The sequence below is a fragment of the Ruegeria sp. CI1 genome (assembly GCF_056536925.1).
This window is the reverse complement of sequence record NZ_JBQFQP010000012.1, coordinates 11,941-26,514: the sequence shown is the minus strand read 5'-3', so window position 1 is coordinate 26,514 and position 14,574 is coordinate 11,941. Positions and strand designations below refer to the sequence as shown.

Annotated in this window: 14 protein-coding genes; 13 read left to right on the top strand and 1 reads right to left on the bottom strand. The window is 62.2% G+C overall.

Translation table 11 applies throughout. From position 1 onward, the window contains the following. The first annotated feature begins 43 nt into the window (after window positions 1–43). From ACR0LZ_RS14865 to ACR0LZ_RS14840, 6 genes are all read left to right on the top strand, one after another. Window positions 44–1,483: an FAD-linked oxidase C-terminal domain-containing protein gene (locus ACR0LZ_RS14865; protein ID WP_480750623.1), complete on the top strand. Its 1,440-nt coding sequence runs from the start codon at window positions 44–46 to the stop codon at window positions 1,481–1,483. A 67-nt stretch (window positions 1,484–1,550) separates the two neighbouring features. After that, window positions 1,551–2,645 carry an FAD-binding protein gene (locus tag ACR0LZ_RS14860; protein ID WP_480750622.1) on the top strand — a complete coding sequence of 365 codons (1,095 nt, stop codon included), beginning with the start codon at window positions 1,551–1,553 and terminating at the stop codon, window positions 2,643–2,645. A 3-nt stretch (window positions 2,646–2,648) separates the two neighbouring features. Then, window positions 2,649–3,959 carry a glycolate oxidase subunit GlcF gene (gene glcF, locus ACR0LZ_RS14855; protein WP_480750621.1) on the top strand — a complete coding sequence of 437 codons (1,311 nt, stop codon included), beginning with the start codon at window positions 2,649–2,651 and terminating at the stop codon, window positions 3,957–3,959. A 115-nt stretch (window positions 3,960–4,074) separates the two neighbouring features. Then, entirely contained in the window at window positions 4,075–4,887 is an 813-nt protein-coding gene (locus ACR0LZ_RS14850; RefSeq protein WP_480750620.1) for a trypsin-like serine peptidase, read from the top strand. Continuing rightward, a complete protein-coding gene (locus tag ACR0LZ_RS14845) occupies window positions 4,884–5,699 on the top strand; it encodes a trypsin-like serine peptidase (protein ID WP_480750619.1) in 816 nt (271 codons plus the stop codon). The genes ACR0LZ_RS14850 and ACR0LZ_RS14845 overlap by 4 nt, the downstream gene beginning before the upstream one ends. 126 nt (window positions 5,700–5,825) lie before the next feature. Continuing rightward, entirely contained in the window at window positions 5,826–6,293 is a 468-nt protein-coding gene (locus tag ACR0LZ_RS14840) for an Hsp20 family protein (protein ID WP_480750618.1), read from the top strand. 102 nt (window positions 6,294–6,395) lie between these two features. Here ACR0LZ_RS14840 and ACR0LZ_RS14835 read toward each other — a convergent pair whose 3' ends face one another. Further along, complete coding sequence (locus tag ACR0LZ_RS14835; RefSeq protein ID WP_480750617.1) at window positions 6,396–7,511, bottom strand: THUMP domain-containing class I SAM-dependent RNA methyltransferase; 1,116 nt, start codon at window positions 7,509–7,511, stop codon at window positions 6,396–6,398. Between the two features lie 308 nt (window positions 7,512–7,819). On the opposite strand from ACR0LZ_RS14835, the gene ACR0LZ_RS14830 reads away from it, so the two are divergent. The 7 genes from ACR0LZ_RS14830 to ACR0LZ_RS14800 all read left to right on the top strand — a co-directional run bounded on the left by ACR0LZ_RS14830 (window position 7,820) and on the right by ACR0LZ_RS14800 (window position 14,548). After that, a complete protein-coding gene (locus ACR0LZ_RS14830; RefSeq protein ID WP_480750616.1) occupies window positions 7,820–9,163 on the top strand; it encodes a Na(+)-translocating NADH-quinone reductase subunit A in 1,344 nt (447 codons plus the stop codon). Between the two features lie 5 nt (window positions 9,164–9,168). Beyond that, window positions 9,169–10,377 (top strand): NADH:ubiquinone reductase (Na(+)-transporting) subunit B, encoded by a 1,209-nt coding sequence (locus tag ACR0LZ_RS14825; RefSeq protein ID WP_480750615.1) that lies wholly within the window; start codon window positions 9,169–9,171, stop codon window positions 10,375–10,377. Next, on the top strand, window positions 10,370–11,185 hold the full coding sequence (locus ACR0LZ_RS14820; protein ID WP_480750614.1) for a Na(+)-translocating NADH-quinone reductase subunit C: 816 nt from the start codon (window positions 10,370–10,372) through the stop codon (window positions 11,183–11,185). The genes ACR0LZ_RS14825 and ACR0LZ_RS14820 overlap by 8 nt, the downstream gene beginning before the upstream one ends. Continuing rightward, window positions 11,185–11,838: an NADH:ubiquinone reductase (Na(+)-transporting) subunit D gene (locus ACR0LZ_RS14815; protein WP_480750613.1), complete on the top strand. Its 654-nt coding sequence runs from the start codon at window positions 11,185–11,187 to the stop codon at window positions 11,836–11,838. Before ACR0LZ_RS14820 ends, ACR0LZ_RS14815 begins: the two co-directional genes overlap by 1 nt. Continuing rightward, window positions 11,838–12,446, top strand: a complete 609-nt coding sequence (nqrE, locus tag ACR0LZ_RS14810) for an NADH:ubiquinone reductase (Na(+)-transporting) subunit E (protein ID WP_480750612.1) — start codon at window positions 11,838–11,840, stop codon at window positions 12,444–12,446. Before ACR0LZ_RS14815 ends, nqrE begins: the two co-directional genes overlap by 1 nt. Window positions 12,447–12,459: 13 nt before the next feature. Continuing rightward, entirely contained in the window at window positions 12,460–13,680 is a 1,221-nt protein-coding gene (gene nqrF, locus ACR0LZ_RS14805; protein ID WP_480750611.1) for an NADH:ubiquinone reductase (Na(+)-transporting) subunit F, read from the top strand. A 178-nt stretch (window positions 13,681–13,858) separates the two neighbouring features. Continuing rightward, window positions 13,859–14,548: a Crp/Fnr family transcriptional regulator gene (locus ACR0LZ_RS14800; protein WP_480750610.1), complete on the top strand. Its 690-nt coding sequence runs from the start codon at window positions 13,859–13,861 to the stop codon at window positions 14,546–14,548. The last annotated feature ends 26 nt before the right edge of the window (window positions 14,549–14,574 follow it).

Genomic DNA, 14,574 nt, shown 5'->3' with positions numbered 1-14,574 from the left:
CGGTAAATTGGTAATATTAATTTACCAAACGGAGGAGATTGCCATGGAAATGCCGAAACCCGATACCGCGGTGCTGGCGCGCAAGGATCGGCTGCGAGAGCGGTTGGTCCAGGTACTGCCGGAGGATGCGGTGATCCATGACGAGGCCGAAACCCGCGTTTATGAATGCGATGCGCTGACCGCGTACAAATGCCCGCCGATGCTGGCGGTTCTGCCCGCCTCGACACAGGAGGTCTCGGACGTCTTGCGCATATGCCACGAGGAGGGGGTGCCGGTGGTGCCGCGCGGCTCGGGCACGTCGCTGGCGGGTGGCGCCTTGCCGACGGCGGATTGCGTGCTTCTGGGCGTTGCCCGGATGAACGAGGTACTGGAGGTCGACTATGACAACCGTTTCATCCGGGTTCAGTCGGGCCGCACCAACCTGAGCGTGACCGGGGCGGTGGAAGAGGAGGATTTCTTTTATGCCCCTGACCCCTCCTCGCAGCTGGCCTGCGCCATTGCGGGCAATATCGCGATGAACTCGGGCGGCGCGCATTGTCTGAAATACGGCGTGACCACCAACAATCTGCTCGGCGTCACGATGGTGCTGATGGATGGCTCGGTCGTCGAGATCGGTGGCGCGCATCTGGATGCGGGCGGGCTGGATCTTTTGGGGGTCATCTGCGGCTCGGAAGGGCAGTTGGGCGTGGTGACCGAGGCAACCCTGCGCATCCTGCGCAAGCCCGAGGGCGCGCGGCCGGTTCTGATGGGCTTTGACGACAACGCGGTGGCGGGGCAATGCGTGTCGGACATCATCAAATCGGGCATCCTGCCGGTGGCGATAGAATTCATGGACAAGCTTTGCATTCAGGCCTGCGAGAATTTTGCCCATGCGGGTTATCCGGACTGCGAGGCGCTGCTGATCGTCGAGGTCGAAGGATCGGAGGCCGAAATCGACAGCCAGTTGGCCAGGATCATCGAGATTGCCCGCCGTCACAACCCGGTGGAACTGCGCGAAAGCCAGTCGGCGGAGGAAAGCGCCAAGATCTGGCTGGGGCGGAAATCGGCCTTTGGCGCGATGGGACAGATAAACGATTACATGTGTCTGGATGGCACCATCCCGGTTTCGGCGCTGCCCATGGTGCTGCGCCGGATCGGCGAGATGAGCGAAGATTATGGCCTGCCGGTGGGCAACGTGTTCCATGCGGGCGACGGCAACATGCACCCGCTGATCCTGTTCGATGCCAACAAGCCTGGTGATCTGGAGAAATGCGAGGCGTTCGGGGCCGAGATCCTGAAGCTGTGCGTCGAGGCGGGCGGGTGTCTGACCGGAGAGCATGGTGTGGGGATCGAGAAACGCGATCTGATGGTGCATCAGTACGGGCGTGAGGATCTGGAGGCGCAGATGGCAGTCAAGGACGTGTTCGATCCGGCCTGGCTGTTGAATCCGGCCAAGGTGTTCCCGCTGGACAGTTCGGCAGCGCGGCGGATGGCGGCGGAATGACCGGGGCTTTGCCTCCAAACCCCCTTTGCCCCAACACCCCCAGAGTTTTTTCGAAAAGATGAATGTCATGAGACCAGAGACAGAGACCGAACTGGCCGGAATGGTGGCCGGGCTGAGTGCGCCGGTGCGGATCGTTGGCGGCGGCACCCGTGGGGTTGGCGGGCCGGGCGCGGAATTGAGCGTGGCGGGGTTGCGCGGGATCACGCTTTATGAGCCGGGGGCGCTGACGCTGGTGGCGCGGGCCGGGACACCGGTGGCCGAGATCGAGGCGGCGCTGGCGACAGAAGGGCAGCGCCTGGCCTTTGAACCGATGGATTATCGCGGGCTGCTGGCAACATCCGGCGAGCCGACTATCGGCGGGGTCGTGGCCGCCAATGTCTCGGGGCCGCGCAGGGTGCAGGCCGGGGCGTGCCGGGATTTCCTGTTGGGGGTGCGCTATGTCGACGGGCGCGGGCAGGTGATCAAGAACGGCGGCCGGGTGATGAAGAATGTGACGGGATACGATCTGGTCAAGCTCATGGCCGGGTCCTGGGGGGCATTGGGCGTTTTGAGCGAGGTGTCGCTGAAGGTTCTGCCAAGGGCAGAAATCGCCGAGACGCTGGCCGTGTCCGTGCCGGATACCCAATCGGGTGTTCAGGTGATGTCGGCCGCGCTGGGCTCGCCCTATGAGGTGAGCGGGGCCGCCTATGATCCGGTCGCGGGGAGGGCGCTGCTGCGGGTGGAGGGGTTTGCGGAGTCGGTTTCCTATCGCCTTGGGCGGCTGGCCGAATTGCTGGGGGGCGAAGCCGGGCCATTGGCGGATAGCGAAAACACCTGGCGCGGCATTCGGGATGTGGAAGCCTTTCACAAGCGACAGGGTGACGTCTGGCGGATCTCGGTCAAGCCGACAGAGGCGTCCGAGATTGCCGCGCGGGCCGGGGCGGAGGGGCTGCTGTTAGACTGGGGCGGCGGGCTGATTTGGGCGCTGGTGGCCGAAGGCACCGATCTGCGGGCGCGGCTGGGCGCGATTGCGGGGCACGCGACGCTGGTGCGCGCCTCGGCAGAGACGACCGGGCGGTTGGGGCGGTTTCAGCCGGAACCGGCGGGCGTCGCGGCATTGAGCCGTGGGCTGCGGCAGCGGTTCGACCCGAAGGGGCTCTTCAATCCGGGACTGATGGGGTAGGCGATGCAGACGACATTCACGACGGAGCAACTGCGCGACCCGGCCATCCGGCGGTCGAACGAGATATTGCGCAATTGCGTTCATTGCGGGTTCTGCACCGCGACTTGCCCGACCTACCAGGTGCTGGGGGACGAGTTGGACAGCCCGAGGGGCCGGATTTATCTGATCAAGGACATGCTGGAAAACGAGCGTGTGCCGGATGAAAGGACGGTCAGGCACATCGACCGGTGCCTGTCCTGTCTGGCCTGCATGACCACCTGCCCGTCGGGGGTGCATTACATGCATCTGGTGGATCATGCGCGCGAATACATCGAAGCGCATTACCGGAGGCCCTGGCGGGACAGGGCGCTGCGCTGGGTGCTGGCACAAATCCTGCCTTATCCGACACGGTTCCGGCTGGCGCTGCTGGGGGCGAAGATCGGCAAGCCGTTTCGGTTCCTGATGCCGGACGCGCGGCTGAGGGCGATGCTGGAGATGGCGCCCAAGGCGATCCCGCCGGTCAGCCGCAATGACGATCCGCAAAGCTTTGCGCCCCAAGGCGCGCGCCGGATGCGGGTGGCGCTGATGACGGGTTGTGCGCAAAAGGCGCTGAACACCGACATCAACGACGCCACCATCCGCCTGCTGACCCGGCTGGGCTGCGAGGTCGTGGTGGCCGAGGGGGCGGGCTGCTGCGGCGCGCTGACCCATCACATGGGAAAGACGCGCGACAGTCACCGCACGGCAGCAGCAAACATCAAAGCCTGGGCGCGCGAAATGGACGGCGACGGGTTGGACGCCATCGTGATCAACACCTCGGGGTGCGGCACGACCGTCAAGGATTACGGGCATATGTTCCGCAACGACCCGCTGGCCGGGGATGCCGCGCGGGTGTCAGGGATCGCGATGGATGTCAGTGAATTGCTGATGCGGCTGGAGGTGCCGGAGGGCGAGGAGAAAGGGCTGACAGTTGCCTATCATGCGGCTTGTTCGCTGCAGCATGGGCAGAAGGTCAAGACCTTTCCCAAGGACCTGCTGAAGAAGGCGGGGTTTAGGGTGGTTGAACCGGCAGACAGTCACCTGTGCTGTGGCTCGGCGGGAACCTATAACCTGATGCAGCCCGAGATTTCCGGCAAACTGAAGGCACGCAAGGTGCAAACGCTGGAGGCGAAGCGGCCCGACGTCATCGCTGCGGGCAACATAGGCTGCATGATCCAGATCGGGTCGGGTACCGGTGTTCCGGTGGTGCACACGGTCGAGTTGCTGGATTGGGCCACAGGCGGGCCGAAACCGCGCGCAATGTCGGAAATGGCCGGGGTGCCGAACCTTCGCTGAGCAGGATCGGCCACTGATGCAGCGCGGCATCAGTTGCGGGCCTTGATGGGCGCGCCCTATTTTTGCCGCAGCTCTTCGGTATCACTCTGGCCTTGTGGCAAGGCCGGAGGAACAGGTGAGGAACTGGGTCAAAGCTTTCATCGTGGCGCTGTTGCCGGTGGCAGCGGTGGCACAGGATTCGGCGTTGGAAAGCCTTGAAACCTCGGATGCGGGACGCGAATGGTTGGGGGTCGGGCGTCTGGATATCGGGGGCACGGGGTTTTGCACCGGCTCGCTGATCGGCCCGAATCTGGTGCTGACGGCGGCGCATTGCCTGTACGACAAGGAAACCAAAGAGCGAGTTGATCCGGCGCGGATCGAGTTCCTGGCGGGCTGGCGGCGGGGTCAGGCCTCGGCCTATCGGTCGGTTCGGCAGGCGGTGGTGCATCCGGCCTATCGCTTTGATGGTGAGGCCTCGACCGCACGGGTGCGCCATGACGTGGCGTTGATCGAACTGTCGCAACCTATCCGGAACACCACGGTTTTGCCCTTTGACACCGGCCGCAGGCCCAAGCGCGGCGAGGGCGTCGGCATTGTTTCATACGCCAAGGACCGGGCCGAGGCGCCATCGCTGCAGGAGGTCTGTTCCGTCATGGCGCGGCAGCGCGGCGTGCTGGTGATGTCGTGCGACGTCGATTACGGCTCGTCCGGGGCGCCGGTCTTTTCGTTTGATGGCGAGCGTCCTCGCATCGTGTCGGTGGTCTCGGCCAAGGCCGAACTGGATGGCCAGCGGGTGGCGCTGGGCACCGCGCTGGAGGAATCGCTGGAATTGCTGCAAGCCGAGTTGTCGGCGGGACGCGGGTTCGCAAAAACCCCGGTCAACGGTGCCAGCCGGATCAGTGTCGGAAGCGTGCGCAACCAGAACGGGGCCAAGTTCCTGAAACCATGACCCGTCTGATTTCTGTCCTGATTGCGATTTGCGTCCTGTCCACGCAAGGCCTTGCCCAGAACAGCGGCCAGCGCCGCCTGTCGGATCGCGAGGATCTGCTGGGCTGGGAGGCCGTCGGGCGGCTGGATCTGGGGGATACGGGGTTTTGCACCGGAACGCTGATTGCGCGGGATCTGGTGCTGACCGCAGCCCATTGCGCGTTTGACGCAAGAACCGGAAAACCGTTTGAGTCCGGGGCCGTGACCTTTCGCGCCGGGCTGCATGACGGCAAGTCGGTGGCCGACCGCAAAGTGGTGCAGATCGCCGTGCCGCCTGATTTCACGGCCCGGGCCGGGGTGTCGGCAGAACGGGTCAAGCGGGATGTGGCGCTGATGCGGCTGGACGCGCCAATCGGGTTTGGCGAGGCGAATGCCTTCGCGCTGCATCAGGGCGATATCTCTGGCTCTGAGGTCAGTGTGGCCTCTTATGGCCGGGGGCGGTCCGAGGCGATTACGCGGCAGCGGTCCTGCAATATTCTGCGGCGGGGCGAAGGGCTGATCGCCTTTGACTGCAACATCACTTTTGGGTCTTCCGGGTCTGCCATATTGGCCAGATCCGGGCCGCGATGGCAGATTCTGTCGGTGGTGTCGGCGGGCGGGTCGATTGGCGGGCGCACCGTGGGGTTCGGCATGGAACTGCCCCGTATCGTGTCCGAGTTGAAAGCGATCCTGCGCCGGGACGCGCCGCGGCCACAGCCCACGATCAAGCGGCTTGGCGTGGGGGCGGAAAAATCCCTGGGCGGGGCCAAGTTCATTGGCTCAAGCGGGTCTTGAACTCGATCATCTGACTTCCCATTTCCTGAGTATCGGATCGCCGCTTTCGGGGTCCGGTATATCGTAACCGCCCGTCCGGACGGAGGGCACAACTCGGAAATCGCTCCAGAGATGAGGATGACGAATATGCGTACGTTTGATTTTGCACCCCTGCACCGCGCCACCATCGGTTTTGACCAGATCGCCGACATGATGGATCGCGTTATGAGCAGCGACGTGGCTCAACCGAGCTATCCCCCTTACAACATTGAAAAAACTGCAGCAGACGCTTACCGGATTTCGGTGGCGGTCGCCGGTTTCGCCGAGAATGACCTGTCGGTCGAGATGAAAGAGAATTCACTGGTAGTTGCCGGTCGCAAGGCCGACGAGGACAACGAGCGCACCTATCTGCATCGCGGTATCGCCACCCGCGCGTTCGAGCGCCGGTTTGCACTGGCCGATCATGTACGTGTGACCGGGGCCAGCCTGGAAAACGGCATGCTGCATATCGAACTGAAGCGCGAGGTGCCCGAGGCGCTGAAACCGCGCCGGATCGAGATCGCGTCGGCCAAGGCCATCGAGAAGGACGTTGTGGACGCCAAGGCCGTGAACTGAGGGTCCATCGAACCCAAGGCGTAGAGATCGATCCCTTCCTCGATTGACGCCTCATGCGCCCCGCGCCCGGAAAGCGTGGGGCGCTTTGCGTTTGCGGGCGGGTCAGGGCAGGGGATCGGTCCGATAAAGGCGGATCTTTGTACCACCGTGATCGACAATTGGCCCCGGCGCCAGCAGCGGCAGCCGGGTCGACCGTGCCAACCCCTGATTGCTGGTCACAATGCCCACGCGCCAGCCCTTGAAGCGGTCCATCAAGACTTTGCCCAGCGCGCCATAGAGCGAGCGCAGGCGCTTTTCGTCCCCGATCCGTCCGCCATAGGGCGGGTTGACGATGACCAGGCCGGTGGGGCCTTCGGGCGGCTTCAGATCGCTGATGGTGCGGTTGTGAAACCGGGTGATCCGGGCCACCCCGGCGCGGTCGGCATTGGCGCGGCTGGCCTCGATCGCGCCTGCGTTGCGGTCCGATCCGTGGAACAGTTGATCGGTTTGCCGCGCTTGGCCGGCGGCGCGCATTTCGGCCCACGCCTGAGGCTGAAACGAGGCAAGCTGTTCGAAGGCAAAGTTGCGGGAGCGTCCGGGATCAAGCCCCAGCGCGATTTCCGCTGATTCGGTGACGAAGGTGCCCGAGCCGCACATCGGGTCGAGCACCGGTTCGGTGCCGTCGAAGCCGCATTCCCGCAGGAACATCGCCGCCATGGTCTCGCGCATGGGGGCCTTGGCCACGGCCTCTTTGTGGCCGCGCTTGTGCAGCGGCTCTCCGGAGGTGTCCAGCGAGAAGGTGCACAGGTCTTTTTCGATGCGCAGCATGACCCGGACCCCGGCTTCGGGATCGATCGGCACGCCCAATGATTCGGAAATTGCCGTTTCCACCCGCTGGCGCGCGGCGCCGGCGTGGTAGATGCGCGACTTGCGGCTTGTCGCCTCGACCCGGACCGGCATGTCGGGGCGCAGAACGTCGGCCCAGGGAAACTTGCGGGCGCGTTTGTCGAGTTGCGCCAGATGGACGGCGGGAAAGGCGCCGATACGCGCCAGCACCTTGTTTGCACCGCGCAGTTGCAGATTGGCGCGCCAGATTTCAGACCAGTTGCCGCTGCAGACCACGCCGCCGGGCACTGCGCGTGGCTTGGCGAAGCCCTTTTCGGTGGCCTCGGCGCAGAGCGGCTGTTCCAGGCCGGGTGTGGCCACCAGAAAGATTTCCATGTCGTCATCTGTTGTCATGTCCGCTGCATATACCGGGCCGGATTGCCGTGCGAGGGTGATTTGCGTTGGGGCGCGACGAAAGCGCCCGATTGCGGCGCAATTCGCCAAAAAACGGCGGCCGAACGATTTGTTGAGCGGTAACAGGTTTGCGTTCGAGAGCGTCCCCGCGTAAACGGACCCCCAAACCAACGCGATACCTGCGGATTCCCGCCCGTTTCTGGCGGATTTGACAGGCCTTTGGCCTGCGCTTCCCGGTATCAGCATTGCTGACATCGACCAGTAGGGACACACTGGCTTGGAACAAAGGCTTGGAAGAACGTAGCGACATGCAAACTTTCAAACTGAAAAAGGGGCTGGACCTGCCGGTCGAAGGCGCGCCCGAACAGAAGATCCACGAAGGCCCCGAAGTTTCGACGGTTGCGGTGGTGGGGGCCGATTACATCGGACTGAAGCCGCGCATGCTGATCGAAGAAGGGGACGAGGTACAGCGCGGTACACCGCTGTTCTGTCACAAGGATGCCCCCGACGCGATGATGGTCGCCCCGATGAGCGGCAAGGTCGTCGCCGTCAACCGGGGTGCGCGGCGGGTGCTGCAAAGCGTGGTGATCGAAGTTGGCGACGCCAGTGACGCTGGCCTCGATTTCTCGGGTGTGGGCGATGCCGACACGGCCCAGGGCGTGACCGCCAGGCTGTGCGCCGCCGGCCTGTGGACGGCGTTCCGTACCCGTCCCTATTCCAGGATGCCACAGCCGGGTGCCGCGCCCGAGGCGGTCTTCGTCACCGCGATGGACAGCGAACCGCTGGCCGCCGACGCGGCCCTGATCATCGGCGAGGCGCAAGAGGCGTTTGCCGCCGGTCTTGCCGCCGTATCGAAGCTGACCGAGGGCAAGACCTATCTGTGTCACAAAGACGGGGACCAGATCGCCGGCGCTGACTTGCCGGGGGTCGAGGCGGCCGCCTTTGCCGGGCCGCACCCGTCGGGGCTGGCCGGCACGCATATCCATTTTCTGAAACCGCTCAGGGCCGAGTCGCAGGTCTGGACCATCGGCTATCAGGACGTGATCGCCATTGGTCGGCTGATGTTGACCGGGCATCTGGATCCGAGCATCGTGGTGGCCCTGTCGGGCCCCGCCGCGCGGCAGCCGCGTCTGATCCGTACCGTCATGGGTGCCTCGACCGAGGAACTGACACGGGGAGAGGTTGCCTTGGATGGCCCGGTACGGGTCATTTCGGGGTCGATCCTGTCGGGGCGTCATGCCGAGGGTGCGTTTGCCTATCTGGGCCGGTTTGCGCGGCAGGTGGCCCTGATCCGCGAGGATCGCGAACAGATCCCGATGGGCTGGATCCGTCCGATGCCGTCGAAATACGCGGTGCAGCCGGTGCTGGGGTCGGCCTTTGCCAAGAAGGTTTATGCCTTCACCAGCAACCTCAACGGCGGTCGCCGCGCGATGGTGCCCACGGGCACGTTCGAAGAACTGATGCCGCAGGACTACCTGCCGACACAGCTTTTACGCGCACTTCTGGTGATGGACACCGACACCGCGCAGGCGCTGGGCGCGCTGGAGCTGGACGAAGAGGATCTGGGCCTTGTGGGCTTTGCCTGTCCGGCCAAGTACGAATACGGGCTGGCGCTGCGCGACTGCCTCAGCAAGATTGAAAAGGAGGGCTGAGCCGGATGGGATTGCGCAGCTTCTTTGACCGGATCGAGCCGCATTTCACCAAGGGCGGCCGGTACGAAAAACTCTTTCCAGTCTACGAGATGGTCGAGAGTTTCATCTATACGCCGAAAACCGTGACCTCGGTCGCGCCTCATGCGCGGTCTTACGTGGATATGAAACGGATCATGACCTATGTCGTGATCGCCACCATCCCGTGTATCCTGTGGGGACTGTGGAACACCGGCTATCAGGCCAACTCGGCGCTTGCGGTGATGGGGCCCGAGGCCGCGACCGGCTGGCGGATCGCCCTGTTGCAGATGTTCGGCATTTCGCTGGACCCGACCAGCATGTTTGCCAATTTCATGCACGGATTGCTGTATTTCCTGCCGATCTACATCGTCACGCTGGTGGCAGGCGGGATTTTCGAGGTGATCTTTGCCACCGTGCGCGGGCACGAGGTGAACGAGGGGTTCCTTGTGACCTCAATGCTTTATGCGCTGATCATGCCCGCCACGACGCCCTTGTGGCAGGTGGCGCTGGGGATCATCTTTGGCGTCGTGATCGGCAAAGAGGTGTTTGGCGGTACCGGCAAGAACTTCCTCAACCCGGCATTGGTGGGGCGGGCGTTCCTTTATTTTGCCTATCCTGCGAACATGTCGGGCGATGCGGTCTGGACCCCGGTCGACGGGTTTTCCGGTGCGACGGCTCTGGCGGTGTCGGCCGCCGAAGGATATCAGGCGCTGGCCGCTGACGGCATTACCTGGTGGAGCGCGTTTTACGGCACCATCCAAGGCAGCATCGGGGAAACCTCGACACTGGCCTGCATGATCGGTCTGGCCTTCCTGCTGATTACCAAGATCGCCAATTACCGCCTGATATTGGGCTGTCTGGCGGGCACCATCGCATTCACCTGGCTGCTGAACCTGATCGGGTCCGAGACGAACCCGATGTTCGCAATGCCGTGGTACTGGCACGTCGTGCTGGGCGGCTACGCCTTTGGCCTCGCCTTCATGGTGACCGAGCCGGTTTCGGCCAGCCACACCAATGTGGGCCGATACGTCTATGGCGCGCTGATCGGTGTCATGGTTGTGTTGATCCGTGTGGTGAACCCGGCTTTCCCCGAAGGCATGATGCTGGCCATCCTGTTCGGCAACGTCTTTGCGCCGCTGATCGACTATTTCGTGGTGCAGGCCAATATCAAACGGAGGGCGCGTCGCCATGTCTGATACGCAATCCCCTGAACCCAAGGGCGCGATTGCCCGGTTTCTGGCGGCCTCGCCGGATTCGGTGGGCAAGACGATCTTCATCGCCGTGGCGGTCTGCCTTGTTGCTTCGATGATTGTGTCGGCCGCGGCAGTGAGCCTGCGCCCGGTGCAGGAGGCCAACAAGCTGAAGGACAAGCAGGTCAACATCCTGCAGGTGGCGGGGGTGTATGAACCCGGCGTCAATATCACCGAAGCATTTGCCGCATTCGAGCCGCATGTGCTGGATCTGGCAACGGGCGATTTTGTGGACGATCAGTTTGACCCGGCCACCTTTGATGATCTGGCCGCTGCCGGTGATCCGGACCTGAGCGTCGCGCTTGACGACGACCCTGCAAGCATTGGCCGCAAGGCCAAATACCGGGTGATCTATCTGCTGCGCGACGACGCGGGGGCGTTGGACAAGGTGATCCTGCCGCTGCATGGCTATGGGTTGTGGTCCACTCTGTACGGTTTCATCGCGCTGGAGAATAACGGCAACGATATCTATGGCCTGCAATTCTATCAGCATGGTGAAACGCCCGGTTTGGGTGCCGAGGTGGACAACCCGCGCTGGAAGGCACTGTGGAACGGCAAGAAGCTGCGCGACGACGCGGGTGTGTTGCAGATCACCGTCGCCAAGTCGCAGCCTGCGGCCGGGCCGGATTATTACGTCGACGCCCTGGCAGGTGCGACCCTGACCACTGTCGGTGTCGACAACCTGGTGAGATTCTGGATGGGCGACGCGGGTTACGCGCCGTTCCTAGCCAAACTGCAAGCAGGAGAGATCTGATGTCGCAGACCAAGAAAGAGCTGTTGGTCGACCCCCTTGTCGACAACAACCCGATCACCCTGCAGGTTCTGGGCATCTGTTCGGCGCTGGCGGTGACTTCGTCGTTACAGGTGGCCTTTGTCATGGCGCTGGCGGTGACCTTTGTGACCGCGTTTTCGTCGATGTTCATCTCGATTTTGCGCAACCAGATCCCGGGCTCGATCCGGATCATCGTGCAGATGGTGATCATCGCGTCGTTGGTGATTCTGGTGGATCAGATCCTCAAGGCCTATGCCTTTCAGATTTCCAAGACGCTGTCGGTGTTCGTTGGCCTGATCATCACCAACTGCATCGTTATGGGCCGCGCCGAGGCATTCGCCATGAAGAACCCGCCGGTGGCGTCGTTCATCGACGGTCTGGGCAACGGCATGGGCTATGGCCTGATCCTGATGCTGGTGGGCATCATCCGCGAGTTGTTCGGATCGGGCAGCCTGTTCGGCGTTACGATCCTGCAGACGGTAAACAATGGCGGCTGGTACGTGCCTAACGGGTTGCTGCTGCTGCCGCCGTCGGCGTTTTTCGTGATCGGCCTGCTGATCTGGGCTTTCCGTACGTGGAAGCCGAACCAGGTCGAAGAACGTGATTACAAAATCCAGCAGGTAGAGGCGCACTGATGGAAGGGCTTATCTCTCTGGCCGTGAAGGCCGTCTTTATCGAAAACCTTGCGCTCAGCTTTTTCCTTGGCATGTGTACCTTCATTGCCGTGTCGAAAAAGATTTCGACGGCGCTGGGGCTGGGGATTTCGGTCATGGTGGTGCAGGCCATCACCGTGCCGGCCAACAACCTGTTGCTGTCCTTCCTGCTGAAACCGGGCGCTTTGGCATGGGCCGGGTTCCCGGATGTGGACCTGACTTTTCTCGGGCTGATTTCCTATATCGGCGTGATCGCGGCGATGGTTCAGATCCTCGAGATGATCCTCGATAAGTATTTCCCACCGCTCTACAACGCGCTGGGGATCTTCCTTCCGCTGATCACGGTGAACTGCGCCATTCTGGGCGGGTCGCTGTTCATGGTCGAACGCGACTATAACTTTGCCGAGGCGGCCACCTATGGCGTATCGTCCGGGTTCGGCTGGGCGCTGGCGATTACCGCGATGGCGGGGGTGCGCGAAAAACTGAAATACTCGGACGTGCCGGACGGGCTGCAGGGGCTGGGCATTACCTTTATCACCGCCGGGCTGATGGCGATGGCCTTCATGTCCTTCTCGGGCGTGAAACTGTAAGGGGGGCGTGAGAATGGAAACCTTTTCGCTCGGCGTTGTCCTGTTCACCCTGATCGTTCTGGCGCTTGTGGCCATCATCATGGCCGCACGGTCCAAGCTGGTATCGACCGGAAACGTCAACATCACCATCAACGGTGAGAAAACCATATCGGTTCCTGCGGGCGGCAAGCTGTTGCAGACACTGGCGGCCGAGAAACTGTTCGTGCCATCGGCCTGCGGTGGTGGCGGTACTTGCGCGCAATGCCGTGTGCGTGTGCATTCCGGTGGCGGTTCTATCCTGCCGACCGAAGAAAGCCATATCACCAAGCGCGAAGCATCCTGTGGCGACCGTCTGTCGTGTCAGGTTGCGGTCAAGCAGGATATGGAGATCGAAGTTCCCGAAGAGGTCTTTGGCGTCAAGAAATGGGAATGCACTGTTCGCTCGAACGACAACGTTGCGACCTTCATCAAGGCGCTGACGCTGGATCTGCCCGAGGGCGAGGACGTGAACTTTCGCGCCGGGGGCTATATCCAGATCGAAGCGCCCGCGCACCAGCTCTCCTATACTGATTTCGACGTGCAGGAGGAGTATCGCGAGGATTGGGACAAGTTCAATCTGTGGCAGTACAAGTCGGTGGTGAATGAGCCGATCGAACGTGCCTATTCGATGGCGAACTATCCCGATGAGCGCGGCATGATCATGCTGAACGTTCGCGTCGCCTCGCCGCCGCCGGGGGCCGAAGGCATCCCGCCGGGGCAGATGTCGTCTTATATCTTCAACCTGAAACCGGGTGACAAGGTCACCATTTCCGGCCCGTTCGGCGAGTTCTTTGCCCGCGATACCGACAAGGAGATGGTGTTCATCGGCGGTGGCGCGGGTATGGCGCCGATGCGCAGCCACATCTTCGACCAGCTCAAGCGACTTGGTTCCAAGCGGAAAATTTCGTTCTGGTACGGCGCGCGGTCCCGAAAAGAGATGTTCTTTGTCGAGGATTTCGACACGCTGGCCGCAGAGAACCCGAATTTCGAATGGCACGTGGCGTTGAGTGATCCGCAGCCGGGCGATGACTGGGAAGGCTATACCGGCTTCATCCACAATGTGCTGTTCGAGGAATACCTCAAGAACCACCCGGCACCCGAGGATTGCGAATATTACATGTGTGGTCCGCCGATCATGAACCAGTCGGTCATCAACATGCTGCTGGATCTGGGCGTGGATCGCGAAGACATCATGCTCGACGATTTCGGCGGGTAAGAAAGGACACCGGCGCGACATGCGCCGGTTTTTCGTCGTCGGCGACGGAACCTCTGTTTACGACCGCGCCGCCATTTGATTCCGGTGCGTCGATACTTTCTGGTCAATTTGATCTGGCTCAATACGAGACCTTGAAAATCTCCCTAGCACTCCGAATGCGAACAGGAGATTCACACGCATGGCAAGTTATGCGCCGCAAGGTTCTATTTTCGAACAACTTTCTGCAAAGGTCAGGGATTGCCTGCTGGCCAAGGCGCGCACGCGAACCTTTGATCGCGGCTCGACGATCTGCCTGCAGGGCGAGGCCACAAGAACGCTCAAGGTCGTGCAATCGGGCTGGGTGAAGCTGTATCGAATCTCTCAAAACGGCGGCGAAGCCATCCTTGCGACTCTGAAGGAAGGGCAAAGCTTTGACGAGATCGCCTCGCTGCAGGGCAGGCACAGTTCGGCATCGGCTCAGGCTGTCAGCGATTGCACAATTCTGTATCTCGATCCGTCGAGCGTCTTTGCATGTCAGGACGCGCATCGTGAGATCATGACCGTCGTGCTGGCGGCCGCATCGGGCCATATCGAGGCGCTGATGGACGATGTCGAGCGGCTGAAGGTCAAAACAGGTGTCGAGCGGCTGTCCGACTATCTGCTCAGCCTGGCCGAAAGCTCGGCAGAGAACGGGGACATCGAGCTGCCGTTCGAGAAAAACCTGCTTGCGGGCAAGCTGGGTATGAAACCGGAAAGCCTGTCGCGGGCGTTCGGTCGTCTCAAGCCGTTTGGCGTGGCGATTCAGCAAAGAAAAGTGACGATCAAGAGTGTCGATGCGCTCCGGTCATTTTCCGAAGGCGTGGAAGGCGGGATGCTTTCGGTGCATTGACCTCTGAATGCACCGAACCTTTGGTT

Coding starts and splice junctions, on each gene's coding strand:
- ACR0LZ_RS14865 (WP_480750623.1), top strand. CDS start 44: ATGGAAATGCCGAAACCCGATACCGCGGTGCTGGCGCGCAAGGATCGG.
- ACR0LZ_RS14860 (WP_480750622.1), top strand. CDS start 1,551: ATGAGACCAGAGACAGAGACCGAACTGGCCGGAATGGTGGCCGGGCTG.
- glcF (WP_480750621.1), top strand. CDS start 2,649: ATGCAGACGACATTCACGACGGAGCAACTGCGCGACCCGGCCATCCGG.
- ACR0LZ_RS14845 (WP_480750619.1), top strand. CDS start 4,884: ATGACCCGTCTGATTTCTGTCCTGATTGCGATTTGCGTCCTGTCCACG.
- ACR0LZ_RS14840 (WP_480750618.1), top strand. CDS start 5,826: ATGCGTACGTTTGATTTTGCACCCCTGCACCGCGCCACCATCGGTTTT.
- ACR0LZ_RS14835 (WP_480750617.1), bottom strand. CDS start 7,511: ATGACAACAGATGACGACATGGAAATCTTTCTGGTGGCCACACCCGGC.
- ACR0LZ_RS14830 (WP_480750616.1), top strand. CDS start 7,820: ATGCAAACTTTCAAACTGAAAAAGGGGCTGGACCTGCCGGTCGAAGGC.
- ACR0LZ_RS14825 (WP_480750615.1), top strand. CDS start 9,169: ATGGGATTGCGCAGCTTCTTTGACCGGATCGAGCCGCATTTCACCAAG.
- ACR0LZ_RS14820 (WP_480750614.1), top strand. CDS start 10,370: ATGTCTGATACGCAATCCCCTGAACCCAAGGGCGCGATTGCCCGGTTT.
- ACR0LZ_RS14815 (WP_480750613.1), top strand. CDS start 11,185: ATGTCGCAGACCAAGAAAGAGCTGTTGGTCGACCCCCTTGTCGACAAC.
- nqrE (WP_480750612.1), top strand. CDS start 11,838: ATGGAAGGGCTTATCTCTCTGGCCGTGAAGGCCGTCTTTATCGAAAAC.
- nqrF (WP_480750611.1), top strand. CDS start 12,460: ATGGAAACCTTTTCGCTCGGCGTTGTCCTGTTCACCCTGATCGTTCTG.
- ACR0LZ_RS14800 (WP_480750610.1), top strand. CDS start 13,859: ATGGCAAGTTATGCGCCGCAAGGTTCTATTTTCGAACAACTTTCTGCA.